The following is a 25,466-nucleotide window of genomic DNA, read 5'->3' on the forward strand; positions in this document are numbered from 1 at the left end:
GGGGGTCGATGGCGGATAGGGGGGCGGTGAGAGCGCCGGCGGCGGGCGGCAACGGCCCGCGCCGGGTGCGGCTCGCCGACGTGGCCGAGCTGGCCGGCACCTCGAAGCCGATCGCCTCGCGGATCCTCAACGAGGATCCGAGGCTGTCGGTCAGCGACGCGCTGCGCGCCCGCGTGAGGGACGCGGCCAAGCAGCTCAACTACCGGCCGCATGCGGCGGCGCGCGGGCTGCGCAGCCTGACCGCGGGCGCCCTCGGCCTGGTGATCCCGGACCTCACCAACACGATCTACGCGACGATGGTGCGCGGTGCGTTCAAGCGCGCCGCGCAGCGCGACTACGCGGTGCTGCTGACGGAGGACCTGGAGGACGGCACGGCGGGCGTCGAGCTGCCCGTGCTGGTCAGCTCCGGCCGGATCGACGGCCTCATGATCGCAACGGCGGCGAGCGGCAGCGACCTGCCCCGCGAGCTGGCGCGGACGGGCATCCCGCACGTCTTCCTCAACCGCGCGGTGCGCGGCAGCGGCCGCAACGCGGTGATGGACGACGCGGCCGCGACGCGGCTGGCGCTCGACCATCTCGCCGAGCTGGGGCACCGGCGCGTCGCGCACATCGCGGGCCCGCCGGGCATCGATCCCGCGACTCGCCGCCGGCGCGCCTTCGGCGCGCACGCGCGCAGACTCGGCCTCGACGCCGCTGTCATACGGTCGGCGAACCTCTTGCAGACGGGCGGCGCCGAGGCGACGCGCGCGCTGTTGCGCGACGATCCGGAGATCACCGCGATCTTCGCCAGCTCGGTGATGCAGGCCGCCGGTGTGTTGAGCGAGGCGTGGCGCAGCGGACGCGGCGTTCCGGAGGACCTGTCGGTGATCGCCTACGCCGACTCGCCGCTGGCCGCCGCGCTCGTGCCGCCGCTGACGGCGGTCGAGATGCCGCTCGAGCGGCTCGGGGGGATCGGCGTCGACCTGCTGCTGGAGCAGCTCGCCGGCGCGGCGCCCCACGACGCCGTCGTCGACGACGCGCCGCGCGTCGTGTTGCGCGCGTCGACGGGCCCGGCCCCCTCCGCCGACAGGGCGCGCGGATGAGCGCGCGCGCCGGACGCGGCTGACCGGAGCGCGGTCCTCGTGGCCGTGACGGACAGCAGATAACCGATTATGGAGAGAGTGATGACAGAGATCAGATGCGCCGTCGTGACCGGCGCGGCATCCGGCATCGGCCGCGCGATCGCGCAGCTGCTGGCGCAGCGCGGCTGGCACGTGCTGGCCGTCGACAAGGACGCCGCCGTCGAGGCGCTGGCCGACGCCTGGACCACGCCGCTGGTCGCCGACCTCACGCGCGCGTCCGACTGCGATCGCATCCCGGACGCGGCGCGGGCGATCGGACCGCTGCGGGGGATCGTCAACTGCGCCGGCGTCGAGCTGCACGGAACCGTCATCGACATGCCGGAGGCCGACTGGGACCTCGTGATGGCGACCAACCTCAAGTCGATCTTCCTGGTCGGGCGGGCCTGCCTGCCGCTGATGGAGCAGGCCGGCGGCGGAGCAGTCGTCAACATCGGCTCGATCCAGGGCATGGCGACGCAGCGGTCGGTCGCGGCGTACGCCGCGACGAAGGGCGCGATCATCGCGCTGACGCGAGCGATGGCGCTCGATCATGCGGCGCAGGGGATCCGCGTCGTCTGCGTCTGCCCGGGCACGATCGACACGCCGCTGGTACGCGCCAACGCGGAGTACTTCACGCCCGGCGACCCGGACAGGTCGCTGCGCGAATGGGGCGCGCTCCACGCGCTGAACCGCATCGGCACCACGCGCGAGGTCGCCACGGCGGTGGCCTTCATGCTGTCCGACGACGCCTCCTTCATCACCGGCTCCTCCCACCTCGTCGACGGCGGCCTGCTCGCCTCGTTCTGAACGGCGCGACGTCGCGCCGCCTCCTCCCCCGCCTCCGACCGAAGGACCGACACCCCGATGACCCCCTCCTCCACCCTGACCGCCGTCGACCCCCGCACCGGCGAGCCCGGCGAGTCGCGGCCGGCGACGCCGATCGCGGCGATCGACTCGCTCGCGGCCGCGGCGGCGGCCGCCTTCGCCGACCCCGCGCTGCGCGACGTCGCGCGGCGTGCCCACGCGCTGCGAGACGTCGCCGCGCGCCTGCGCGCCGACGGCGAGCGGCTGCGCGCGCGCTTCCAAGCCGAGTCGGGGCTGCCGGCCGGCCGCGCGGCGGGAGAGCTGGAGCGGACCAGCGGGCAGCTGGAGGCGTTCGCCGACGTGATCGAGGCCGGCGACCAGCTGGAGGCGATCATCGACCGCGCCGATCCGCAGGCGGTGCCGATCCCCCGTCCCGATCTGCGTCGCATGCTCGTGCCGATCGGACCGGTCGCGGTCTTCGGCGCGAGCAACTTCCCGTTCGCGTTCGGCGTCGCCGGCGGCGATGTCGCGGCGGCGCTCGCGGCCGGCTGTCCCGTCCTCGTCAAGGGTCACCCCTCGCAGCCGGGCGTCAACGCGCTCGTCGCCGAGCACGTCGCGGCGGGGATCGCCTCCGCGGGCCTTCCGAGCGCGACGTTCGCGCTCGTCCAGGGCGGCTCGGCCGAGCTCGGCGCGGCGCTCGTGCAGGCGGAGCCGGTGCGGGCAGTCGCGTTCACGGGCTCGACCGCCGGCGGACGGGCGCTGTTCGACGTCGCCGCGCGGCGACCGCTGCCGATCCCCGTCTACGCGGAGATGGGCAGCGTCAACCCGATCGTCGTGACGGCTGGTGCGATCGCCGCGCGCGGCGACGCGATCGCCGCATCGCTCGTGACCGCGGTGACCGGCGCCGCCGGCCAGCTCTGCACCAAGCCCGGCGTCGTGCTCGTGCCGGCCGGAGCGGAAGGCGACGCATGGTGCGCCGACGTCGCCGAGCGGCTCGCGGCGAGCGAGCCGCTGGTGATGCTCAACGAGCGGATGCGCGACGCGCTGGCGACGCAACTGGAGCAGCTGGCGAGGCAGGGCGGGGTCCGCGCCGACGGCGCGGCGCCGCGACCGCGAGGACCGGGCTTCCGCCTGTCCGCCGCGGCCTACCAGGTCGCCGCGTCGCAGCTGGCGCGGCGGGAGGAGCTGCGCGAGGAGCGCTTCGGGCCGTTCGTGCTGCTGGCCCGCTACGGATCGGACGAGGAGCTGCTCGCGACGATCGCGTCATTCGACGGGCAGCTGGCGACCGGCCTCCACGCCGACGCCGCGACCGAGCGCGAGCTGGCCGCCCGCGTCGCCGACGCGCTCGCCGGCCGCTGCGGACGGCTCGTCTTCGACGGCTTCCCGACCGGCGTCGCCGTCAGCTGGGCGATGCAGCACGGCGGTCCCTACCCGGCCACGACCGCCCCCGGCGAGACGTCGGTCGGCATGACCGCGACGCGGCGCTTCCTGCGACCCGTCTGCTGGCAGGACGCGCCGCAGGCGCTGCTCCCGCCGCCGCTGCGCGACGCCAACCCGGCCGGGATCTGGCGCCGCGTCGACGGACGCCTCACGAGAGACGGGATCTGACCGCCGCGGCGCGACGCTGCCGATCGACGGGACGGTCCGGGCGCTCGAGCGGTTCGCGATCTGCATTTTGTCGTAGCGGGAGTTCATGCCGTCCAGGATCGGCGTGGTCTTGACGGCGCATCTCAGGGCTCAATCAGGGTGCTCACGGATGGTGAGCCGGGCGGGCGGGACGGAGACTCGTCGCATGGACTTCTCGCTCGAACTCGGCGTACTTTTCGCACTGCTGTGCGCGTTCGTCACCAACCTCGCGTTCCTCTTCAAGCACCGCGGCGCGGCCGCTGCTCCGCCGGTGGACATGCGGCATCCGCTCGCGTCCGCCGCCGGGCTGTTCCGGTCGCGGTGGTTCATGATCGGATGGCTCGTCGCGGTCGTCGCGTGGATCTTCCACGTGCTGGCGCTGGCGCTGGCGCCGATCTCCGTCGTGCAGGTCGTGCTCGCCAGCGGCCTCGTGCTGCTGGCCGTGATGGCAGACCGCCTGTTCGGCTTCACCGTCAGCAAGCGCCAGTGGGCGGGGCTGATCGCCATGGCGGTGGGGCTGGGGCTGATCGTCATCACGCAGCCGGTCGTGCACGGGTCGCACTCCTCCTACTCGGTGCCCGCGATGGTCGCCTTCGAGGGTGCGCTGCTGGGCGTCGGTGCGCTGCTGATCATCGGGCCGCGCGTCGTCGGCGCCCACGCCAAGGGACAGGGGCTGGCGCTCGGCGCCGCCGCGGGCGTGCTGTTCGGCGTCTCGGACGTCGCGCTCAAGGCGCTCACCGGCCTGCTGGCCACCGACGGCGCCCTCGGCCTCGTGTCGCCCTGGGTGCTGGTCGCGGCCCTCGCCTCGGTCAGCGCGTTCTACGCTTCGGCGCGCGCGCTGCAGGACGGCGATGCCGTGCCGGTCATCGCCATCACGGGCACCGCGGCGAACATCGTGGGCATCGCCGGTGGAATCGTCGTGTTCGGTGACCCGGTGCCGGGCGACACCGTCGGCATCGTCCTGCAGGTCGTCGGCTTCCTCCTGGTCGTCGTCGCCGCCGCGCTCACGCCGGCTCCGGTCCGCGCCGCGGGCGTCGAGGCCGCTGCCGGATCGTGTGAGGGCTAACATCCCCACGCGTGCGGAAGATCGGCGCGAGCGGCTGGTCGGTCGAGGTGCGGACGTGAAGCTCCCGGCCGTGCAACGGGCCGCGGACGACCGCCTCGCGTTCGGCGTCTGCGCCGGCATCGCACGCGACCTCGGCGCAAACGTGCTCCTGGTCCGTCTGGCGTGCGCGGCGCTGCTCGTGGTGAGCGGCGGGGTCGGCCTCATCGTCTACGGGGCGCTCGTGCTGCTGGTGCCCGCCGAACCGGGACCGATCGTGCCATGGTCGGCGCGATCGCCCACCACGCTGGGCTTGCTGCTCCTGCTCGGCGCGGCGATGTACGCCCTCGGGCTGCAGGTCGTGACCGCACCGCTGAGCGTGCTGGTCCCGGCGGCGCTGCTGACTGCCGGCGTCGCGCTGGTGTGGCACGAGATGATCAGTGCCTGGGACGCCGGCAAGCGACTGGAGCGAGGCGAGCTCATGCGCGTCGGCGCGGGCCTGGCGCTGCTGGTCGGCGGCGCGGTCTCGTTCCTGACCGACAGCAACAAGCTGGCCGGGCTGTCGAGCGCGCTGATCGCCGCGGCCGTCGTCGCTGCCGGGCTGGGGCTGCTCGTCGGCCCGCGGCTCGCGCAGGCCCGGGCGGAGGCGGAGGAGGAGCGGCGCCGACGCATCCTCGCCGACGAGCGGGCTGACCTCGCCGCGCGGTTGCACGACTCGGTCCTGCAGACGCTGGCGCTGATCCAGCGCGAGAGCGACCCGCGCCGCGCCCAGGCGCTGGCGCGCCGCCAGGAACGCGAGCTGCGCGGCTGGCTGTACAGGGGCGAGGCGCCGGGCGAGGCGGCCACGCTGGCCAGCGCGCTGCGCACGGCGACCGCCGAGGTCGAGGAGCACTATGGCATCGAGGTGGATCTGGTGCAGCCGTCCGACGGGGCGCTGGACGAGGGCCTGGCCGCGCTGGCCGCCGCCGCACGGGAGGCGATGACCAACGCGGGGCGCCACGCCGGCGTCGAGAAGATCTCGGTCCTGGCGCGCGTGGCCGACGACGAGGCGTCGGTCTACGTGCGCGACTCCGGCCGCGGGTTCGACCCGGCCCGGGTGGCCGAGGACCGCCGGGGCGTGCGCGAGTCGATCGTCGGCCGCATGGAGCGCTGCGGTGGGCGGGCCACCGTTCTCACCGCGCCCGGGGCGGGCACGGAGGTGGAGCTGGTGTTGCCGCGAATGAGAAGCTGACCACCATGGCGCTCCCGCTGCTCAAGGTCGTCATCGTCGACGACCACGCGATCTTCCGGGCCGGCCTGCACGCCGGCCTCGGCCCCACCGTGCAGGTCGTCGGCGAGGCCGGCACCGTCGAGGAGGCTGTCCCGCTGATCCGCGCTCAGGACCCGGACGTCGTCCTGCTCGACGTCCACCTGCCCGACGGCGGCGGCGACGCGGTGATCGCGCCGGTCCATGCCGAGCGCCCGGGCGTGCGCTTCCTCGCGCTCTCGGTGTCCGACGCGCCCGAGGACGTCCTGGCGACGATCCGCTCCGGTGCCCGCGGGTACGTGACGAAGTCGATCACCCCCGAGGAGCTCGTCGCGGCGATCCACCGCGTGGCCAACGGCGACGCGGTCTTCTCGCCGTGGTTGGCCGGCTTCGTGCTCGACGCCTTCACGGGCAGATCGGCCTCGCCCGAGCCGGCGGCGCGGATCGACCCCGAACTCGACTCGCTGACCGCGCGCGAGCAGGAGGTCCTGCTGCTGATCGCCCGCGGCTACACCTACAAGGACATCGCCGCGCGGCTGCACCTGTCTGTCAAGACGATCGAGACCCACGTCTCCAACGTCCTGCGCAAGCTGCAGCTGACCAACCGCAACGAGCTCACCCGCTGGGCGGCTCAACGGCGGATGATCTAAAGCGCTCAGGGTCCGATCAGGGCGTTCACCGATGGTGGGAGGCGCCGTCGCAGCGGAGGCTGGGTCGCATGAGCTCTCGCATGCGTATCGCCCTCGTGTCGCCGTACTCCTGGACGTATCCGGGCGGCGTGAACCGGCACATCGAGGCGCTGGCCGGCCAGTACCTCGCCCGCGGGCACGACGTCCGGGTGCTCGCGCCTTTCGACCCCGACGATCAGCGCTCGGCGCGCCGGCACAGCGGCGCCCGTCCACTGGCGCGCGAGCTGCCGGACTACCTGGTCTCGCTGGGGCGCACCCTCGGCCTGCGGGCAAACGGTGCGATCTCCAACCTCGCGCTGACGCCCGCCGCCGCTCTCGTCGCGCGCCGCGAGCTGCGTAGCGGCGGCTACGACGTCGTCCACCTGCACGAGCCCGTCGCCCCGGCCGTTTGCTGGGACGCACTGCTCTCGACCGACGCCCCGCTCGTGGGCACCTTCCACGTCTACTCCGAGCATGCGGTGTCGCACGGGCTGGCCGCACTGGCCGGCGCCCGGCGACGCATGGACCGCCTGGCCGTACGCGTCGCGGTCTCTGAGGCGGCCGCCTGGACCGGGCGCCGCTTCTGGGGTGGGCGCTACCGGGTGATCCCCAACGGCGTCGACCTGTCCCCGCTGCGCCCACCTACCCCGCGGGCGCCGGGCCAGCCGCTGCGCATCGCCTTCGTCGGGCAGCCGGTGCAGCGCAAAGGGCTGCCGGTCCTGCTGCGCGCCTTCGCGGCGCTGCGCGAACAGGTCCCGGCGCACCTGACGATGGTCGGCGTGCGAACCGAAGACGCCCGGATGTGGCTGGACGACCTCCGCGGCATCGAGGCCTTGGGCCAAGTCGACGACGCCCGCAAGCGGCAGGTGCTCCAGGAGGCGGACGTGCTGTGCGCCCCCTCGCTGGGCGGCGAGTCGTTCGGGATGGTCCTGACCGAGGCGTTCGCTGCCGGTACGCCGGTCATCGCCTCGGACATCGCCGGCTACCGCGACGTCGTCCGGCACGAGGTCGACGGCCTGTTGATCCCGCGCGAGGACGCCACCGCGCTGGCCGAGACGCTGCGCGCCCTCGCCGTCGACCCGACCCGCGCGCAGGCGCTCAGCGGCAACGCCGCGCAGTCCGCCGAGCGCTTCGCTTGGCCTGGGATCGCCGAGCGCGTGCTGGAGGCCTACGACGACGCGATCGCCGCACCCGCTCCGGAGGGCGGGCTGCGCAGGCTCGGCCACAAGTACGGGCTCGTGCCCGCCGACGGCCAGCCGCACGTGCCCGCCCGACGACTGCCCAGCCTCGAGCCCGCCGCGGCCGGCCGGCAGCGCCGCGGCCGGCCCAGGATCGCCCGACGCGGCGCCGTCGTCGCTGCCGCCGCGGCCGGCATCGGCCTGTCCTGGCGAGCGCTGGAGCGCATCGGGGTCGACCCGCTCACCGACACGCTGTCCCGCGCGTCACCGACGTGGGTGGTCACGGGCCTGGCGCTGATGTGCCTGTCGATCGTCGTGCGCTCCGTGGCCTGGCGCGCAATCCTGCGCGCTGCGCTGCCCTCCTTGCGCATCCGGCGGGGCGACATACTGCTCGGCACGTCGGTCGGCGTGCTCTTGTCCGCCACGCTGCCCGCCCGCCTGGGCGAGCCCGCCCGTGCGCTCGTGGTGTCGCGGCGCATCGGCGGCCGCCGGCGCGACGTGCTCCCCACCGTGGCCGGCACGATCGTCTCCCAGACGCTGCTGAACGTCGTCGCGCTCGCACTGCTGGGCGGCGTGACGGTCGCCTCGCTCGGCCTCTCGGGCGGCCGTGGCGGCGTGCTGATCGCCGTCGTCGTCGCGCCGCTGGCGCTGGTGGCCGCCGTGCTCCTCGGGCCGGTGCTCCTGCGCGCAAGAGCGCCATGGCGACGCGTGCGCGGCGCCGAGGCGAGCCTCCGCGCCGCTGTCACCCGGGCGCGCGAGGGCCTGCGCGTGTTCCGCAACCCACGGCTGGGCGTGGAGGCCGCCGCGATGCAGCTGCTGGCTTGGGGGATCCAGTGGAGCTCCTGCTACGTGCTGCTCGTGGCCCTGGGCCTCGACGCCCACGTCGGCCCGGCCGCCGCCGCGGCCGTCCTGTTCGCGGTCAACGTCACCGCCGCCGTGCCGATCACACCATCGAACATCGGCGTCTTCCAGGCTGCCTGCGTCGCCGTGCTCACCGCCGGCTACGGCCTCTCGTACGCCGACGCACTCGCCTACGGGATCGTCCTCCAGGTCGTCGAGCTGGCCACCGCACTCGTGCTCGGCGTTCCGGCGCTGATCACGACGGGATTGTCCTGGAACGACGTCCGCCCGCGTGCGCCGCACGCCGCGCCCGGCCGCCCATCTCTCGGCGCCGAATGACGCGTGGCTGGGCATCGGCGGCGGGCGACGGTATATTCGCCCTCCCCCTCGGTCGATCCAGATCGGCCTCATCTCCGCGAAAGGACTCGCGATGCCGCTCAGATCGCCCGTCGTGCCCCGCATGCTGGCGTTGGGCGCCGGTGTCGCATGCGCAGCAGCCCTCTCCGCCCCGCCGGCATCCGCCGCGCTCTCCGACGCGCCGCGCCTGCAGGCGACGACCGTGACGAGAACGTTCACCTCCACCGGCGACACACAGCAGCTCGACCTGCCGGCCGGCGTCACCAGCGTCCGCATCGAGGCGGTCGGCGGCCGCGGCGGCGGCAACTACGGCCAAGGCCAGTGCGGCGGCGGCGGCATCGGCGGCGTCGGCGCGAAGGTGACCTCGACCGTGCCGCTGCCGTCCGGCACCCGCTCGCTGCAGATCTTCGTCGGCGGCAACGGCGACAACGGCCACACGCTCGGTCCCGCGACCGGCGGTTGGAACGGCGGCGGCGCCAGCGGCACCGGCCTCGGCGCCGGTGGTGGCGGCGGCGGCGCCTCGGAGATCCGCACCTCGCTCGCGATCTCCTCGCGGCTGGTCGTCGCGGCCGGCGGCGGCGGTGGCGGCGGCTGCGCCGAGGAGCACGTCGGCATCGGCGGCATCGGCGGCAGCAACGGCGGGGACGGCGGGACGTCGCACTTCTACCAGTCCTACGGCCGCGGCGGCGGGGCTGGCAGCAACACCAACGGCGGCGGTCGCGGCGGCGACAGCCCGGGCGCTGGCGACGGCGTCGGCGGCGCGGTGCTCGTCGGCGGGCGCGGCGGCTACACCGTCGTCGGCAGCTCCGGCGGCGGCGGTGGCGGCGGCTACTTCGGCGGCGGCGGCGGGGGCGGTGGCGGTGGCGGCGGCGCCGGCGGCGGAGGTGGCGGCAGCAGCTTCAGCGTCGCGGCCGCCAGCGTCGAGACCGACACGAACCCGCGGGTCTCGGTGAGCTGGGAGGAGGCGACGCCGCCGAGCCCGGCGAGGCTGGAGTGCAACCGCGGTGTCAGCGGCCGCGTCGGCGAGAGCTGGACGGGCGACAGAGTCCACATCTGCAACGCCTTCGGCTCTCCGGTCGTGCCGCTGTCGATCGTCGACGGCGCGCTGCCGCCCGGGATCTCCTACACCCGCTTCCCCGCCCCGGACGGCATCTGGATCGTCCTGCAGGGGACGCCGACGCGCGCCGGCACCTTCAACTGGACCTTCAACCTGCCGGTGCAGGGCGGCGGCGGCTACACGATCCCGATCGCGGCGACGATCGCCCCGGCGACGGCCAGCCGCCGCGGCGACACGCTGATCGGCTCGCCGCGCGGCGAGACGATCGACGGCAGGGGCGGCAACGACCTGATCGAAGGCCGCGGCGGCGACGACCGGCTGCTCGGCGGCGCCGGCAACGACCTCCTGCTCGGCGGCCCCGGCAACGACGTCCTGCTCGGCGGCCCCGGCAACGACCGGCTTGACGGCGGCCCTGGCGACGACCGCCTCGACGCCCGTGACGGCAGCAGCGGCCGCAAGGCCGACCAGATCGCGTGCGGCACCGGCCGCGACGTCGTCCTGGCCGATCGCGGCGACCGTGTCGGGCGCGACTGCGAGGTCGTCAAACGCGGCTGAGCGTCCCCGGCCTCACCCCTCCTCCCCGGGCGGCAACCGCGGCTCGGCGCCGGCATCGCGAAGGCGTTGCTCGGAAAGGCCGCGGCGCCCGACGAGCTGCCGTTCGTGACCGGCTCGATCGGGCTGCTCGGGACGAAGCCGAGCTGGGACCTGATGCAGGAGTGCGACACCCTGCTGATGGTCGGCACCGGCTTCCCCTACGCCGAGTTCCTGCCCGAGGAGGGCGCGGCGCGCGCCGTGCAGATCGACATCGACGGCCGCATGCTCGGCCTGCGCTACCCGACCGAGGTCGATCTCGTCGGCGATAGCGCCGCGACCCTGAGCGACTACGCCCGCTGGGCGCAGCTGATCGGCCTGCGCGGGATCCGCGTCGAGGATCCCGACGCGCTCGGCGCCGCATGGGACGAGGCATTCGCCGCCGGCGGACCCGTCGTGCTCGACGTCGTCACCGACCCCGAGGTCCCGCCGCTGCCGCCCCACATCACGCTCGAGCAGGCGAAGGCGTTCGCCTCCGCCACGCTCGCCGGAGACGTCGACCGCCGCGCCATGCTCGGCCACTCGATCCGCCAGAAGCTCGCCGAGCTGCTGCCGCACCGCTGAGTCACGCGCGCTGACCGCCGCGGACCCGACCGCCGCCGCTGAGCACGCTGATCGTTAGCGCGTACCGGTGACGGGTACCTCTCTCTCGATGACCGAACAGACGACAGCGCGGCCGCTGTGCGTGCTCGTCCTCAACGAGCCGATCTGGCTGGCAACGGCGGGCCGGCAGGCACCCACCTCCTTTGCCGCAGCGCAGGGTCGCAAGCCCGTGCCGAGCCGCGTCCGGGTGCCTTGATGCGCGTCGTGATCACGGGAGCGACGGGGAACGTCGGCACGAGCGTGCTGGCGGCGCTGCGCGGCGAGCCGGGCGTCGAGGAGATCGTCGCGCTCGCGCGCCGGGCCGCCACGTTCGACGATCCGCGCGTTCGCTTCGTCGCGGCCGACGTCGCGCGCGACGACCTGGCCGACGCGCTGCGCGGCGCCGACGCCGTGATCCACCTCGCCTGGCTGATCCAGCCCTCGCGCGACGACGCGGTCACCCGCGCGACGAACGTCGACGGCAGCGCCCGCGTCTTCACCGCCGCCGCCCGCGCCGGCGTCAGAACGATCGTCTATGCCTCCTCGGTCGGCGCCTACTCTCCCGGTCCCAAGGACCGGCGCGTCGACGAGTCATGGCCGACCGACGGGATCTCGACGCTGTTCTACTCGCGCCACAAGGCCGAGGTCGAGCGGATGCTCGACCGCTTCGAACAGGCCCAGCCGCAGATCCGCGTCGTGCGGCTGCGCCCCGGCCTGATCTTCAAACGCGAGGCCGCGACCGGCATCCGGCGGCTGTTCGCCGGACCGTTCCTGCCCAACCCGCTCGTGCGCCGCGCGCTGATCCCCGTCGTGCCCGACATCCCCCGCCTGCGCTTCCAGGCGGTCCACTCACGCGACGTCGGCGACGCCTACCGCCGCGCGCTGCTGACCGACGACGCGCACGGCGCGTTCAACATCGCCGCGGAGCCGGTGCTCGATCCCGAGCGGCTCGCGACGACGCTCGGAGCACGCCGCGTCCCGACCCGCGGCGGCGTCGTGCGCGCGCTCGCCGACCTCTCCTGGAAGCTGCGACTGCAACCGAGCCCGCCCGGCTGGCTCGACCTCGCGCTCGGCGTCCCGCTGATGGACGCCGGCCGCGCGCAGGCGCTGCTCGGCTGGCGCGCGACCGTCACCGCCGACGACGCGCTGCTGGAGCTGCTCGACGGCATCCGCGACGGCGCCGACCACCCCACCCCTCCACTCGCCGCAAGCAGCAGCGGCCCGCTGCGCAGCACCGAGCTGGCGACCGGGGTCGGCAAGCGCGACCCCGGGTCCGCTCGCTAGGGCTGCAGCACGACCTTGAAGCAGTCGTCTTCCTTCATCGGAGACTCGCCTTTGCCGTCGCGCCTTCGTCGTGGATCTGGTGGCGGCCTTCGGCGAACTCCTCGATCAGCTTGGCGCAGAAGGCGGGGAGGTCGTCGGGGCTGCGGCTGGAGACGAGGCCCTGGTCGGTGACGACCTCCTTGTCGACCCAGTTGCCGCCAGCGTTGACGATGTCGGTTCTGATGCTGGGGTAGGAGGTGATCGTGCGCCCGCGCACGAGGTCGGCCTCGACCAGCGACCACGGGCCGTGGCAGATCACGCCGACCGGCTTGCCGGTCTTGAAGTACGCCTGCAGAAACGCGATCGCGTCGGCATCGAGGCGCAGGTTGTCGGGGTTGGCGACGCCGCCGGGCAGGATCAGCCCGTCGTAGTCGCCGGGCGAAGCGTCGCCGACGAGCTTGTCGACGGCGAATCTGTCGGCCGGGTTGATGTCGTGTCTGGTCGCCTGGATCTCACCGTCGTGGATCGACAACAGCACCGTCGTCGCACCAGCGTCGGTGACCGCCTTACGCGGCTGCTCCAGCTCGACCTGCTCGACGCCGTCGGCGGCGAGGATCGCGATCGTCTTGCCGTCCAGTGCGTTTGCCATTGGTGGCTCCTCTCGCTCGTTCACGTGAACCGGCTCTGCGCACCAGCAATTGCCCGGATCCGCTCGTCGCAACCTGCGAGCTGTCGTCTGAACGCGCGTGGACGCGGGTAGCGGTCCGAGCATGAGAGCCACACTGCTCAACTGCACCCTGAAGCGCTCGCCGCAGCCATCGAACACCGAGCGGCTGCTCAGCGTCGTGCGCGCCGCATTGGAGCGCGAAGAGGTCACGACCTTCACCTACCGCGTGGTCGACGAGAACGTGTTCGAAGGAGTCGCGTCGGAGCCGCAGGGCTATGGCGACGGCTGGCCGGCGATCCGCGCAGCGATCGTCTCCAGCGAAATCCTCGTGATCGCGACGCCGACCTGGCTCGGACAGCCCTCCAGCGTCGCCAAGCGCGTGCTGGAGCGGATGGACGCGCTGATCTCCGAGACCGGCGACGACGGCGAGCCGATCGCCTACGGCCGCGTTGCCGGCTTCGTCGTGACCGGCAACGAGGACGGCGCCCACCACGTCATCGCCGAACTGGCGCAGGGCGCGATCGACATCGGCTTCACCGTCCCCGGCCAGGCGTGGACCTACTGGAACATGGGCCCCGGCCCCGGACCGTCCTACGGCGACACCGACCACGGCCATGAGTGGTCTCGCAGAACCGGCGAGACCGCCGCCCGCAACCTCGTCCGCACCGCCAAAGCGCTCACCGGCTGAGCGGTCGGCCACCGTCTATGGGTTCAGCGAGAGGTTGCTGATGCCGTACGTGCAGAGGCCCTCGACGTATCTCGCGTTGACCTTGCCGCCGGCCGCGGTGAGCGTGCCGCTGACGTTGTTGCCGTTCTGCGGCGCGTAGATCGGGTACAGGAAGCCGACCTCGGCCGGCTTCACGACGAGGTTGTGGCCGGCCTGGCCGGGGTCGAGCAGCTGGCTTCTGAGCAGCAGCTTCGCCGGGCCGACCCAGTTGCCGCCGGCGCCGGTGCAGACCGGCATCGACTTCCAACTGATCGACAGCGCCTGCGAGGACGGCCGCCAGCTGATCTCGAAGTAGTTGAGGCAGTCTCTGTTACCACCTCTCCACGTCCCGCCGTTGACCGCCGCCGTCCCGGCCAGCGACGAGCCGATCCCGCACCCTTCGAAGGCCGCGCTGCCGGTTCTTCTCCGCTGCACGTCGACACGCTTGCTGCGCGTCTCCAGCTGCAGCGGGCCGGCATCAGCTGTGACGGTGTAGAGACCCTTCTCGACACCCAGCTCGAAGCGGCCCTTCTCGTCGGTCTCGCCGGTGAAGGTCCGCTTCGGCGAGCCGCCGACCGCTTTCACGGTCGCCCCCTTGACGGGCAGTCTGCGGCACATGCGGCCGCTCGACGCGCAGATCAGCATCACGCGCCCGTCGATCACACGCTCGGCCGGCACAGCCGTCAGATACCTGTAGACCGGCTCCGCGTCTCTGCCGAAGTAGTCGGGACCCGGCGCGACGTCGACCGCACCCTCGCCACAGGTCTTCGCCTGCACACCGAGCTTCTTCGCCGCTCTGCCCAGCAGGCCCAGCGGCACGCGAAAGGTCATCTGCCTGCCGACGACGGTGACGGTCCCCGCCCCGCGACTGGTCGCACTGCCGTTGGGGGTGCTGACGCTACCGTCGTCGCCGACCACGAACTCCGGCGCGGAGCTGCCGCCGCCCGTGGTGTTGATGCGCAGCTGAGCGCTGCCGGTTTCGCCGACCTCGCCGCGCGACGTGACGATCGCCTGCAGCGTCGACCCCTGGATTGTCGCCTCGAGCGAGCTGATGTCGCAGCGGGCCTCGATCCTCGGGTCGTCGTAGCCGGTCCCACTCGACCGCTCGTCCTTGACCTTCCCCTCCTGCGCGGCAGCGGCCACCGCCGCACGGACCGTTTGCTTGCGCGCGTAGAAGCTGATGTGGCAATCGCCGGGCAGCTCGGCCTTGCCGCTGTCCACCCGCTTCCCGGTCTGGTCGAACAGCAGCAGCAGTCTGCCACCCACCGCTCTGACACCGCGCTTGAACGTGACGCCCGTCGGCACGAACAGCCCCGCTCTGATGCGACCGAACGCATAGCGCCCGTTGACGGTCGCGTACGACCTGATCTTCGCTCTGGTCACGAGCCGGATCGACTGCGACCCGCATTGGTCGACGCTGTCCTCGCCTGGCGTCAGCACGAGCTTGACGACCGTGCCGCCGTCTTGCGAGAGCGTGAACGCACCGCTTCTGGTGTCGTCAAAGAGGTTCTCGAAGATCCATCTGCCACCGGCCGGCCGCTCGTAGGCGAGCGCACTGGAGCTCAGGCCCAACAGCATCAGGGCAACGAACGCAAGCGCGACAACGAACGCGCTGCGGGAAAGGCGACGCAAAAGCGATCTCATGTCTCCGTCGGGTTGCTCGATCCAACACAGGCGGAGACTGCGACCGTCCGCCGCACGGTACACCGCGGCAACCTACCCCAACAGTCGTCGCCGCTGACCTAGGACCCCACCCAGACATTGGGCGCCCTCCCACGGCCTGACGGCCACGGGCACAATCCCCTTGATCGAGGCCGGGTGCGCCGTCATCGAGTGTCAGCGCTGCGCGTCAGCACCAGCGCTCTCGTCCGCCGACGGCGCGGCCGGTCGCACCCAAGATCCACAAGACGATGCCGACCAGCACGAGCACGATCCCGATCGTCCACAAGATGCTGCTGCTCACCACCAGTCCGATCAACAATCCGAGCATGCTCGGCGACCGGCGATTCGATGCGGCCGCCTAGCCCCCGCCGCTCGTCTGTCCGCGCGCCTCGATCGGGTCCGCTCTCAATCTGCCCTGCGGGGAGTAGACGACGCACATCGCGCTGCGGTCTCTGTCCTCGTTCCACGAGCGCCGCGTCGGCAGCGCCGGGTAGTAGCTGAACGGGCTCGAGGCTCTCGGTCCCCACAGCTCCCCGAATGCACGCCCGCACTGCCTCCACCCCGCGCGCGCGACCGCCGCCGCGTCCCACGGGCCGTCCGGCAGCGTCTCGAACGTGTAGACCTCGTTCTGCGCCCCGACGCACTCGACCGAGTTCAACTCGGCCTCGCCGAGCGCCTCGTTGGTCGCCGGGTCGCGGAAGCAGTCGCCGTTCTCGAACGTCAGCACGCCCGGGTCGTCGGCGTTCAGGAAATGCTCGTCCTTGACGATCGGGGTGCCCGCCGTCGTGGCGAAGGCGGCCGTCGTGCGCGCCGCGGAGCCGTGCTCGTCCCCGCCGCACGCGGCGAGGAGGAGCACGATGGCGATCGCGGCCACGACAGCCGCGATCGCCCCCGCGGCGCGCGGGAGCCGTGCGGTTCCCGCGCGCCGCACCTCAGTGCACGACCTGCAGGCGCACGCTCGCCGAGGCGGTGCCGAGGCCGCTCGCACCGCTGTACCGCACCGCGATACGGTGCACGCCGCTGCCCGACAGGGGCGGCGAGCTGACCTTCACGCGACCGTCGCGCAAGCGCGCCGCCCCGCTCCAGGTCAGGCCGCTGCGGGCGTCGGTGACGCGGACGGTGCCGGTCGCCGCCGCGCTGCCGCCGTGCACCGCGACCGTCAGCGCGACGCGCTTGCCCTGTCTGACCTTCGTGCTCGCCAGCTTCGCGCTGACGACGGCCTTCGCCGTAGCGGGCGCGGGAGCAGGCACCGGAGCCGGCACGGCGGCGGGTGCCGGCACGGCCGGCGCCGGCAGCGCCTTGATGACCGGCGGGAGCACCGACAGCGGCGCGCCCGCCGAGCTCGACGCCGTGAACGGCGCGCCCGGCGCAGGCGAGAAGCGCGCCGTCAGCGCGTGCGCGCCGACGGCGAGATCAGCCGTACGCAGCTGCGCGACGCCGTCGATCACCCGGGTTGCGCTGCCGACCTGCGCCGCGCCGTCGAAGAAGCTGACAGCGCCCTTCGGCGCGCCGCCGCCGACGCTCGCGCGCAGCGTCACCTGCTGACCGCTGGTCGCCTGCATCGGCGTGACCGTCAGCGAGGTGTCCGTCTCCGCTGCCGGCGCGGCCGGCGGGTCGGTCGCATCGGGATCGCGCTTGAGGTCGAGCACGTCCTTGTGCGCGTCCCAGCCGCCCGGCTTCGTGATCTGGTAGCCGTCGAGGAAGCCGCCGTTGGACACGCGCGACTGGTACGTCAGCGTGTCCCTGTCGACGTCGATCAGCTGGTACGCCTGCACGTCCTCGGCCGCCATCCGCCGGTGCGCGCCGTTGTCGCTCCAGTTCCTGCCGTCGCTGAGCTTGTACATCTTGCCGCCGGAGACCGAGATCGAATACACGGTGCCGTGCGACAGGTCCGGGTTGACCGGGTCGTCGTCGACCGTCCGGTTGCCGCGGTTGTAGACGTGGTCATGGCCCTGCAGGACCAGATCCACGTTGTATCTCGCGAACAGCGGCGTCCAGTTCTCGCGCACCGTCGCGTAGTCGCGCGTGCCGGTGCCGTTCCAGGCCGGGTGGTGGTAGGAGACGACGGTCCACTTCGGCCGCGCCGGATCGCTCAACACGTCGACGAGCCATCTGTTCTCGGCATCGAGCACGTCCTGCTGCGTCGGGCCGTTCTCCAGCGGGCTGGAGTCCAGGCCGATGAAGCGCACGCCCTGGTAGTCGAAGTAGTACGCGCTCTGCTCGACGGCGGGCAGCAGCTCGCCGTCAGCGCCTCTGGGGCCGTTCAACGGGTATGGGAACTGCGGGCGCCAGAACGGGCTGATCGTGTCCGAGCCGTTGTACTCGTGGTTGCCCGGGATCGCCATCACGTTGCGCGTCTGGTTCGCGAAGCCGCCGGCCGCGTACCACTCACCCCACTCCTTCTCCTGCACCGCGAGGTCGCCGGAGCCGGTGCCCGTCTGGTTGATCAGATCGCCCGCGTTCAGCAGCAGCTTCGCGTCGGGACGGTCCAGCAGCGACGCGTTGAAGACACGCGGCAGCGCCGACGCGAGGTGGTTCTGCGCGTCGCCGTAGTAGATGAAGGAGAACGGCTGCAGGCCCGCCGCGGCGGTCGTGAAGTCCTGCCACGGGCTCCAGTTGTTGATGTTGCCGGCGCCCGAGCCGCCCAACGACGGATCCGGGTTGGTGCTGTCGCCGACACGGTAGGAGTAGCGCGTGTTCGGCTCCAGGCCGGTGAACTCGACCATCTGGTAACGGTCCGTGTAACCGGTCCCGATGTCACCGGGAACGGTGCTCGTCACACCGTCGACATAGCCCAGTCTGGCGAAGTCCGGGCGCGGGAAGTCCGGCCCGATATGCGGCTCCAGGCGCTTGGTCATGACGTCGCCGAAGGCAACCGGCGCCTCGACGATCTGCGCCCGCGGCGTGGTCGTCGTCGAGCGCCAACTGATGCGCTGGCTGTGCGCCGGATCGTCGGTCGGGATCAGCGTGACGCGATCCGGCACCGGCGTCGGCGCGTAACGCTGGTTGGCCGGGTAGATGCTGTCGGCCGCCTGCGCTGTCGCGGCCAGCGCCGGCACCGCCAGCACACCGGCCAGCAGCGTCACCGCAAGCGCGCCGCGCGCGCGGCTGCGCAGCGTGGTCGTGGGAGTGTTCATCGCGACGGTCTCTCGGATCGAAGTGGTGGTCATCTGCGCGCCGAGCGGGCGACGGGACGCACGACGGCGCTGACGTTCGCGCCGCCCGCGGCGATGCGCACGGCGAGCGCACCTCTGCGCGCGACGGCGCGACGGGCGGCGGGCGACAGGGCGACGCGCACGGACACCGTGCGGCCCTCGCTCACCGTCACCAGCGCGCTGCGACCGAGCTGGCCGTCGCGGCCGGCGACCGTCGCACGCACGCGGCAGTCGGCACCCTTCGCGCAGCGCAACCGCAGCGCGATCCCGCCCCTCGCGTCGAGCCGCAGCGTGCGCGGCACGACGACGGTCGCGCGAGCGATCTCGCCGACGGCGGTCGCGGCCGGGGCCGGGGCCGGCGTCTGCGGCGTCGGAGCCTGAGCCGCGGACGCCGACGGCGCGGGCGTGACCGGCGCGACGGGCGCGGGATCGACCACCGGCGGCACGTCGACCAGCGGCGTATCCGCCCACGGCTCGCCGATCTCGGGGATCACCGGCTCGAGCACCGGGTCGGTGCCCGGCAGTCTCGTGTCCGGCGTTCTCGCCGTGACGATCGCGGACGACATCGCGAAGACGTGGATCGCATCAGCCCACGGGGTCTCGGCCTGGATCCAGACGGGCTGCCTGCTGGGGTCGACCGGTACCTCGACGGAGAAGAGGCGCGTCGGGTAATCCTGCGTGCCGTCGGACGACAGCCGCGTTCTCATCGTCGTCAGGATCGTGTTGCCGGTCGACGGCGGATCCATGTCGCCGAGGACCCAGTCGCTGACGACCAGCTCGCCGTTGCCGGTCGTGCCGTCGGCGTAGCCGATCGTCGTTCTCGCGAACGCCGGCCCACCGGGCGCGGCGGCGACGAAGCCGAGGTGCGTCGCGCCGGCAACGGCGTCGACGGCGACCCGCTGCCCCCACCAGTCGAGATTGTCGGGCGCGCCGTCGGCGACCGTCGGCCACGTGTAGGTCATGTCGCCGGCGCTGACGCTGGTGCCCGCGGTGATGCCGCTGTCAGCCAGCGAGGCCTGCGAGAAGGCCCAGCGGTCGACGCCGAACTCAGCGTCGCCCTGGCCGCCGGTCGGTACCGCGCCGATCGAGTTCTCGTTGAACGACTGCTCCAGCGGCTTCGGATCGCCCGACGCGAGCGCGACCGAGTAGATGTACGGCCAGGCCGAGTCGCCGGGCGTGAACTTCGCCCACTCGACCGTCTTGGAATCGTCGATCTGCGCCGAGGTCGAGAACCAGTACGCGCCCTGCGTGGTTCTGCTGCCGCTGCCGTCGTTGGCGTACGCGAAGCGCGCGGCCTCGACAGTGCGCTTGGTGCGCGCGCCGTTGGGCGCGCCGTTCCACTCGGCGCTGCGCCACCAGTCGGTCACACCGAGATTCGCCGTCGACTCGCTGCCGTCGGTGTAGTGGACGGTCATGTTGACCGACGTGTTGCCGTAGCCGGACGCCGCGAGGATCCCGATCCGATTGGCATGCGTGACAGGCGGCAGCGACAGCTCCTCGCCACCGGGGTAGAGCGTGTCCTGTCTGCCCGCGCCGACGGTCGGCAACTGGTAGTCGAAGCCGTCGACCGACAGCGTTCCGCCGTTCTGCAGGCCCGCGGCCTGCAGCGCCTCGACGGAGTAGCCGGCTCCGTTGGAGCCGTGCGGGAAGCCGCCGCCCGCGGTCCCGTCGAGCGAGAATGTCGTGCGGTTGTAGGAATCTGAGAGAGGAGTGGCAGCCTCAGCCACCGCGATGCTCGCGAGGCCGAAGGTGGATGCGATAGCGAGCACGCCGACGGCGCGCGCGATCGCTCTTGCAGTGCGCAACGATTGCTCCAGGGGGTAGGACCTTGGGTGGAACAGCGATGGTTGACGAGCGAACGACCCGGGATGTTTCCCGCTCGTGAACCAAACAAGATCGTGTCTCATCAGGTTTAAAGTGCGTTCACTGCCAGGCGCAGGGCACTTCGCCTGAGATTCGCGGCAGCCGGCGGTCGAGCCACGCGGCATCCACCATGCCGTTCTGCCGAGCAGGTACAGCACCGCCGGCACCAGCACGAGCCGGATCACGAACGCGTCGAACAGGATCGCCGCCGCGAGCCCGAGGCCGCCGGAGCAGGCGGCGCCTCACGAGGTGGGACGGTCCCGCTCAGTCGCGACGGATCGAGGCGCTATGGACGGACTCCGTCGAGATCAGCGAGTCGAGGATCTGTCGCTGCGAGTGGCGCATGCGAGCCGCCATCGCCGAGCGCGCGCGCTCGGCGTCTCGATCGACGATCGCGGCGAGGATCGACTTGCGCTGCTCGTGCGCGGACGCTGACCAAGGGAGCGTCTCGAGCACGATGCGCAGCACGCGCTCGAGCTCGTCGAGCAGATCGGAGACGAGCGCCGCGAGCCGGTCGTTGCCAGACGCCTGGGCGACGGCCGCGTGGAAACCGAACGTCGCGCGCATGAACGGCTCGATCGTGTCGCGGTCGCGGTTGTCGTAGCGCACGTCGAGCGATGCGTCGAGCTCGCGTGCGAGACCGTCCTCGATACCGCGGACGGCCGCCGCGGCGGCCGCCTCCTGTTCGAGCGGCGCGCGCACCGCGCAGAGGTCCTGCGTGCCCTTCAGCGTGATCGGGGTGACGCGGTAGCCGGAGCGCGGCAGGGCGCTGACGAGTCCGTCGCGCTGAAGCCGCACGAGCGCCTCGCGCACCGGCGTCTTGCTCGTGCCCCATTCGCCGGCGAGCTTCTGCTCGCTGATCGCCGCGTCCGGGGCGTAGTCGAGATGGATGATCCGCTGCTTGATGCCGGCGTAGACGCGATCGACTTGGCTGAGCCTTCTCGCCGGCTGGGTCGGCGCGACGAGCGTCGGCACCCGGGCGGGGCCTGCTGGTCCGTCGCTGCGGGTCATCGCGTGCCTTCTTCCTAGTCGCTGGACGTGCGATCGAAGATCGCGGGTGGATCCTACAGTCGGAAGGATCTGAACGGCTCTGTTCGCAGCTTTGGAATGCCATTTCTTGCATCTGAGATCTTAGTTCTGTACCTTGCCCGGCCATGGAACAGGCAGCTCAAGCGGATTGGCGCGTCGGTATCGACATCGGCGGGACGTTCACGGACGTCCTGCTGATCGGCCCGGCCCGACAGCTGGTCGCCCTCAAAGTGCTTTCGACGCCGCCGCATTTCGAGACCGGTGTGATGAACGGATTGCGAGCGGCCCTCGAGGCGGTCGCGCAGACCCCGGACAGGCTCGCGGCGATCACGCACGGAACGACGGTCGCCACCAACGCGGTGCTCGAGTCCGACGGAGCGGTGACGTCGCTGGTCACCTCCGACGGCTTCGTCGACGTGTTGGAGATCGGGCGTCAGCGACGTCCCTTCCTCTACGACCTGCTGTGGGAGAAGCCCAAGCCGCTCGTCCCCCGGCGACGGCGGTTCGGCGTCGCCGCACGTGTGGAGGCGGCCGATCCAGAAGGCGGATCGACCGCGCCGTTGGAGCTCGAGCCGCTCGTCGAGCAGCTGCGCGCCGCCGGGTCGCAGGCGGTGGCGGTCTGCCTGATCAACTCCTACCTGCAACCGGAGCTGGAGCGGTCGCTTGCCGAGCAGATCAGCGCGCTGATGCCCGGTGTGTACGTCTCGGCCTCCGTCGACGTCTCTCCCGAGATCCGCGAGTACGAGCGCACCTCGACGGTCGTCGTCAACAGCTATGTCGGCCCGATCGTCTCCACCTACGTCGAATCGATGCGCCGGTCGCTCGCCGACGCTGGCGCCGCGGCGCCGCTGCTGATCATGCAGTCGAGCGGAGGGCTGATGGAGTCGTCGCTCGCCGTGCAGCGACCGGTTCAGCTGATCGAGTCCGGTCCAGCCGCCGGCGTCGTTGGCGTCCGCGACCTCGCGCGACGCAAGGATCTCCCCCTGGTCGTCGCGTTCGACATGGGCGGCACGACGGCGAAGGCGTCGCTGATCGAGCGCGGCGAGCCGTTCGTCGCGCCTGACATGGAGGTCGGCGGCGGCATGAACGCCCCGCGCGGTCTGAGCCAGGGCGCCGGACATCTGATCCGCGTGCCGTCGATCGACATCGCGGAGGTCGGCGCGGGCGGCGGCAGCATCATCCGGATCGATTCGGGCGGCGCGTTGCGCGTCGGCCCCGAGAGCGCGAGCTCCGATCCGGGGCCTGCGTGCTACGGGCTCGGCGGCAGGGAGGCGACGCTGACGGACGCCAACGTCGCACTCGGATACCTGAACCCGGTCGCGATCGCCGGCGGGCGGGTCGCGATTCAGCCGCGGCTCGCGGAGCGTGCGCTCGCGCCGCTCGTGCAGACGAGCGGCCTCGACGCGCTCCGGCTCGCGCGCGGGGCGTACCTGGTCGCGGTGAGCACGATGACGCGCGCGGTGAGAGCCGTCACGAGCGAACGCGGCCGCGATCCACGCGGCGCGACGCTTGTCGCGATCGGCGGGGCCGGGCCGCTCTACGCCGCGGAGCTCGCGCGCGCGCTCGGGATCCGGCGCATCCTCGTCCCGGTCCACAGCGGCGTCTTCAGCTGCGTCGGACTGCTTGCGGCAGACGTCGAGCGCCAGGAGGTCCTGCCGTGGGGCAGGCGGCCGATCGATGCGACGGCGATCGGCGACGCGTTCCGGCGGCTGGAGGCCGACGCGGTCGCGGTGCTCGACGACGGCGGCTTCGCGACCGATCGCGTTCGCCTCCAGCGTCTGGCCGACATGCGCTATCGCGGCCAGCGCCACAGCCTGCGGATCGGCAGCGAGACGGAGGCGCCGACCGCGGCGCTGCGGCAGCTGCGCGAGCGCTTCCACGACGAACACGAGCAGACCTACGGCCGGCGCGCGGCGGACGAGCTCGTCGAGCTCCTCAACCTGCGTGTGCGCGCCACGATCGACGGCAGCGCCGACCGCGTCGGCGCGCAGCTCGACGAACCGGTCGCGAAATCCTCGCGGCTGTGCTTCTTCGACGAGGGCGCCGGTCCTGTCGAAGCGCTCGTCGGCTCCCGCGCCGCGCTCGCCGCCGGGCGCGTCGAGGGTCCGGTGATCGTCGAGGACAGCGGCAGCACGACGGTCGTCCCGCCCGGGGCCGCCTGTTGGCTGGACGAGGAGCGCAACATCGTGATCGAGTGGAACGACGGGGAGGCGGCATGACCGCGCAGCGCAGCCAGGTCGACCCGATTCGCCTGGAGGTCTTTCGCAACGCCGTGACCGGGATCGCCGATGAGATGGCGATCACGATCATCCGCACCGCGCACTCGCAGATCGTCGCGGAGAGCATGGACTTCTCGACAGCGCTGGCGGACGGCGACGGCCGGCTGCTGGCGCAGGGCAACTGCACGCCGATGCACATGGGCTCCGTGCCCGAGGCGATGGAGCAGCTGATCGCGCGCCTCGGCGACGACATGCGCAGCGGCGACGTGTTCGTCTTCAACGACCCCGACGAAGGCGGGATGCATCTTCCCGACGTGTTCGTCGTGCGCCCCGTCTTCCACGATGACGTGCGGGTCGCGTTCACCGTTGCGATCGCGCACCAGTCGGACATCGGCGGGCGCGTCCCCGGGGGCAACGCGGTCGACTCGCGCGAGATCTTCGAAGAAGGCCTCCAGATCCCGATCCTGCGGCTGGAGCGCGACGGGGTCCGCAACGAGACGCTGCTGCGGATCCTCCGCAAGAACGTTCGCAACCCCGAGGTCGTACTCGGCGACATCGAGGCAGAGGTCGCGGCGTGCGCCGGCGGCGCCAGGCAGCTCGAGCAGCTCGTCCGTCAGCACGGCATCGAGCGCTTCAACGCGCTGGTCGAGGAGCTGATGGACTACAGCGAGGCGCTCGTTCGCAGTCGCCTCGCGGCATTGCCGAACGCGACCACCGCGTTCGTCGACTGGCTCGACGACGACGGCATGGGCAGCGCCCCTGTGCCCTTGCACGTCCGCGTGACGATCGCCGACGACGAGGCGCACTTCGACTTCACCGGCAGCGCGGACCAAGTGCGCTCGGCGCTCAACTGCACCGGTGCCTTCACGAAGTCGGCGAGCTTCGCGGCGCTGCAGGCCGCGCTCGGCGGCGACATCCCGGCGAACTCCGGCCTCTACCGGGCGGTGCGCTTCACGCTGCCGGAGCGCTCGATCGTCAACGGACGCCGCCCGGCCGCGCGCGCCGCGCGCGGCCTCGTCGGATACCGGCTGGTCGACGCGATCTGGGGCGCGATGTCGGAGATCCTGCCCGACACGATCCCCGCGGCCGGCGACGGCGGACCCAACAACCTCACGCTCGGCGTCACGCACGCGGACGGCAGCCAGTCGATCATCGTCGACGCGCTCTTCGGTGCGTGGGGCGGCGGCTTCGGCCGCGACGGCCTCGACGGCGCCAGCCACCTCGCGGGCAACCTCTCCAACAGCCCGGTCGAGGAGCTGGAGCAGTCGGGCATCGTCGAGGTGCGGGAGTTCGCCTACGTCCCGGACACCGGCGGCGCCGGGCGCTGGCGCGGCGGCCTCTCGATCGCGCGCGAGATCCGCCTGCTCTCGCCCGGGATCCTGCAGGTGCGCTCGGACCGGCGCGAGCACCGGCCGTACGGGCTCGCCGGCGGCGAGCCCGGCGCGCCGTGCCTGAACATCCTCGATCCCGGTCCGGGCGAGCGGCTGCTGCCGAGCAAGGTCGTGATCGAGCTGGCACCCGGGCAGATCCACCGTCACGTGACGGCTGGCGGCGGCGGCTACGGCAGTCCGCTCGCGCGCGATCCGCAGCGCGTGCTCGACGACGTGCTCGACGGCAAGGTGACCGCCGCCGCCGCGGCGCGCGACTACGGGGTCGTGATCGGTCCGGACCTGGCCGTTGACGAGTCCGCGACGCGCGCGCGGCGCGCTGTCGACGGCGGGGCGCACGCGACGCCGCTCACCTTGGACAAAGGGACAAGATGACCACCCCTCCAACTTCGTATGTTAGATCAGCGATCTGGCATATCAAAC

The 25,466-nt window shown here is 72.4% G+C and carries 20 protein-coding genes and 1 pseudogene; 14 read left to right on the top strand and 7 right to left on the bottom strand.

Going from position 1 to position 25,466, the window contains the following annotated elements:
• Positions 1-8 precede the first annotated feature (8 nt).
• The 11 genes and pseudogenes from Q7L65_RS00090 (at position 9) to Q7L65_RS00140 (ending at position 12,375) form a co-directional block, all read left to right on the top strand.
• A complete protein-coding gene (locus tag Q7L65_RS00090; protein ID WP_304718165.1) occupies positions 9-1,082 on the top strand; it encodes a LacI family DNA-binding transcriptional regulator in 1,074 nt (357 codons plus the stop codon).
• A gap of 81 nt (positions 1,083-1,163) precedes the next feature.
• Positions 1,164-1,907 (top strand): SDR family NAD(P)-dependent oxidoreductase, encoded by a 744-nt coding sequence (locus Q7L65_RS00095; RefSeq protein ID WP_304718166.1) that lies wholly within the window; start codon positions 1,164-1,166, stop codon positions 1,905-1,907.
• Between the two features lie 57 nt (positions 1,908-1,964).
• Positions 1,965-3,512, top strand: a complete 1,548-nt coding sequence (locus Q7L65_RS00100; protein ID WP_304718167.1) for an aldehyde dehydrogenase (NADP(+)) — start codon at positions 1,965-1,967, stop codon at positions 3,510-3,512.
• A gap of 184 nt (positions 3,513-3,696) precedes the next feature.
• The gene (locus Q7L65_RS00105) at positions 3,697-4,596 is read left to right on the top strand and encodes a hypothetical protein (protein WP_304718168.1); all 900 of its coding nucleotides are present in this window, start codon (positions 3,697-3,699) and stop codon (positions 4,594-4,596) included.
• Between the two features lie 55 nt (positions 4,597-4,651).
• Positions 4,652-5,803 (top strand): ATP-binding protein, encoded by a 1,152-nt coding sequence (locus tag Q7L65_RS00110; RefSeq protein WP_304718169.1) that lies wholly within the window; start codon positions 4,652-4,654, stop codon positions 5,801-5,803.
• A gap of 5 nt (positions 5,804-5,808) precedes the next feature.
• On the top strand, positions 5,809-6,468 hold the full coding sequence (locus Q7L65_RS00115; RefSeq protein WP_304718170.1) for a response regulator transcription factor: 660 nt from the start codon (positions 5,809-5,811) through the stop codon (positions 6,466-6,468).
• Positions 6,469-6,548: 80 nt separating this feature from the next.
• Complete coding sequence (locus tag Q7L65_RS00120; RefSeq protein ID WP_304718171.1) at positions 6,549-8,843, top strand: lysylphosphatidylglycerol synthase domain-containing protein; 2,295 nt, start codon at positions 6,549-6,551, stop codon at positions 8,841-8,843.
• Positions 8,844-8,934: 91 nt separating this feature from the next.
• On the top strand, positions 8,935-10,473 hold the full coding sequence (locus tag Q7L65_RS00125; protein WP_304718172.1) for a calcium-binding protein: 1,539 nt from the start codon (positions 8,935-8,937) through the stop codon (positions 10,471-10,473).
• 42 nt (positions 10,474-10,515) lie between these two features.
• Positions 10,516-11,073, top strand: a pseudogene (locus Q7L65_RS00130) (thiamine pyrophosphate-requiring protein); the annotation flags it as partial.
• A gap of 88 nt (positions 11,074-11,161) precedes the next feature.
• A complete protein-coding gene (locus tag Q7L65_RS00135; RefSeq protein ID WP_304718173.1) occupies positions 11,162-11,308 on the top strand; it encodes a hypothetical protein in 147 nt (48 codons plus the stop codon).
• Positions 11,308-12,375 (top strand): NAD-dependent epimerase/dehydratase family protein, encoded by a 1,068-nt coding sequence (locus Q7L65_RS00140; protein ID WP_304718174.1) that lies wholly within the window; start codon positions 11,308-11,310, stop codon positions 12,373-12,375. The genes Q7L65_RS00135 and Q7L65_RS00140 overlap by 1 nt, the downstream gene beginning before the upstream one ends.
• A gap of 34 nt (positions 12,376-12,409) precedes the next feature.
• Here the strand turns inward: Q7L65_RS00140 and Q7L65_RS00145 are convergent, their stop codons facing one another.
• On the bottom strand, positions 12,410-13,003 hold the full coding sequence (locus Q7L65_RS00145) for a type 1 glutamine amidotransferase domain-containing protein (protein WP_304718175.1): 594 nt from the start codon (positions 13,001-13,003) through the stop codon (positions 12,410-12,412).
• A gap of 121 nt (positions 13,004-13,124) precedes the next feature.
• On the opposite strand from Q7L65_RS00145, the gene Q7L65_RS00150 reads away from it, so the two are divergent.
• Positions 13,125-13,709 (top strand): flavodoxin family protein, encoded by a 585-nt coding sequence (locus Q7L65_RS00150; protein WP_304718176.1) that lies wholly within the window; start codon positions 13,125-13,127, stop codon positions 13,707-13,709.
• Between the two features lie 15 nt (positions 13,710-13,724).
• On the opposite strand, the gene Q7L65_RS00155 is transcribed toward Q7L65_RS00150, so the two are convergent.
• From Q7L65_RS00155 to Q7L65_RS00175, 6 genes are all read right to left on the bottom strand, one after another.
• Positions 13,725-15,305: a carboxypeptidase-like regulatory domain-containing protein gene (locus Q7L65_RS00155; protein WP_304718177.1), complete on the bottom strand. Its 1,581-nt coding sequence runs from the start codon at positions 15,303-15,305 to the stop codon at positions 13,725-13,727.
• A gap of 271 nt (positions 15,306-15,576) precedes the next feature.
• Positions 15,577-15,690 (bottom strand): DUF6131 family protein, encoded by a 114-nt coding sequence (locus tag Q7L65_RS27625; RefSeq protein WP_370552496.1) that lies wholly within the window; start codon positions 15,688-15,690, stop codon positions 15,577-15,579.
• Between the two features lie 57 nt (positions 15,691-15,747).
• Positions 15,748-16,263 carry a hypothetical protein gene (locus Q7L65_RS00160; protein ID WP_304718178.1) on the bottom strand — a complete coding sequence of 172 codons (516 nt, stop codon included), beginning with the start codon at positions 16,261-16,263 and terminating at the stop codon, positions 15,748-15,750.
• Between the two features lie 58 nt (positions 16,264-16,321).
• Complete coding sequence (locus Q7L65_RS00165; protein ID WP_304718179.1) at positions 16,322-18,526, bottom strand: Ig-like domain repeat protein; 2,205 nt, start codon at positions 18,524-18,526, stop codon at positions 16,322-16,324.
• A 29-nt stretch (positions 18,527-18,555) separates the two neighbouring features.
• Entirely contained in the window at positions 18,556-20,271 is a 1,716-nt protein-coding gene (locus tag Q7L65_RS00170) for a hypothetical protein (RefSeq protein WP_304718180.1), read from the bottom strand.
• 400 nt (positions 20,272-20,671) lie between these two features.
• Positions 20,672-21,418, bottom strand: a complete 747-nt coding sequence (locus Q7L65_RS00175) for a GntR family transcriptional regulator (protein WP_304718181.1) — start codon at positions 21,416-21,418, stop codon at positions 20,672-20,674.
• 143 nt (positions 21,419-21,561) lie between these two features.
• On the opposite strand from Q7L65_RS00175, the gene Q7L65_RS00180 reads away from it, so the two are divergent.
• Both Q7L65_RS00180 and Q7L65_RS00185 read left to right on the top strand, forming a co-directional pair.
• A complete protein-coding gene (locus Q7L65_RS00180; RefSeq protein ID WP_304718182.1) occupies positions 21,562-23,655 on the top strand; it encodes a hydantoinase/oxoprolinase family protein in 2,094 nt (697 codons plus the stop codon).
• Positions 23,652-25,418, top strand: a complete 1,767-nt coding sequence (locus Q7L65_RS00185) for a hydantoinase B/oxoprolinase family protein (protein ID WP_304718183.1) — start codon at positions 23,652-23,654, stop codon at positions 25,416-25,418. Before Q7L65_RS00180 ends, Q7L65_RS00185 begins: the two co-directional genes overlap by 4 nt.
• Positions 25,419-25,466: the final 48 nt, after the last annotated feature.

This window comes from Conexibacter sp. CPCC 206217, assembly GCF_030646165.1.
Lineage (GTDB): Bacteria > Actinomycetota > Thermoleophilia > Solirubrobacterales > Solirubrobacteraceae > Conexibacter.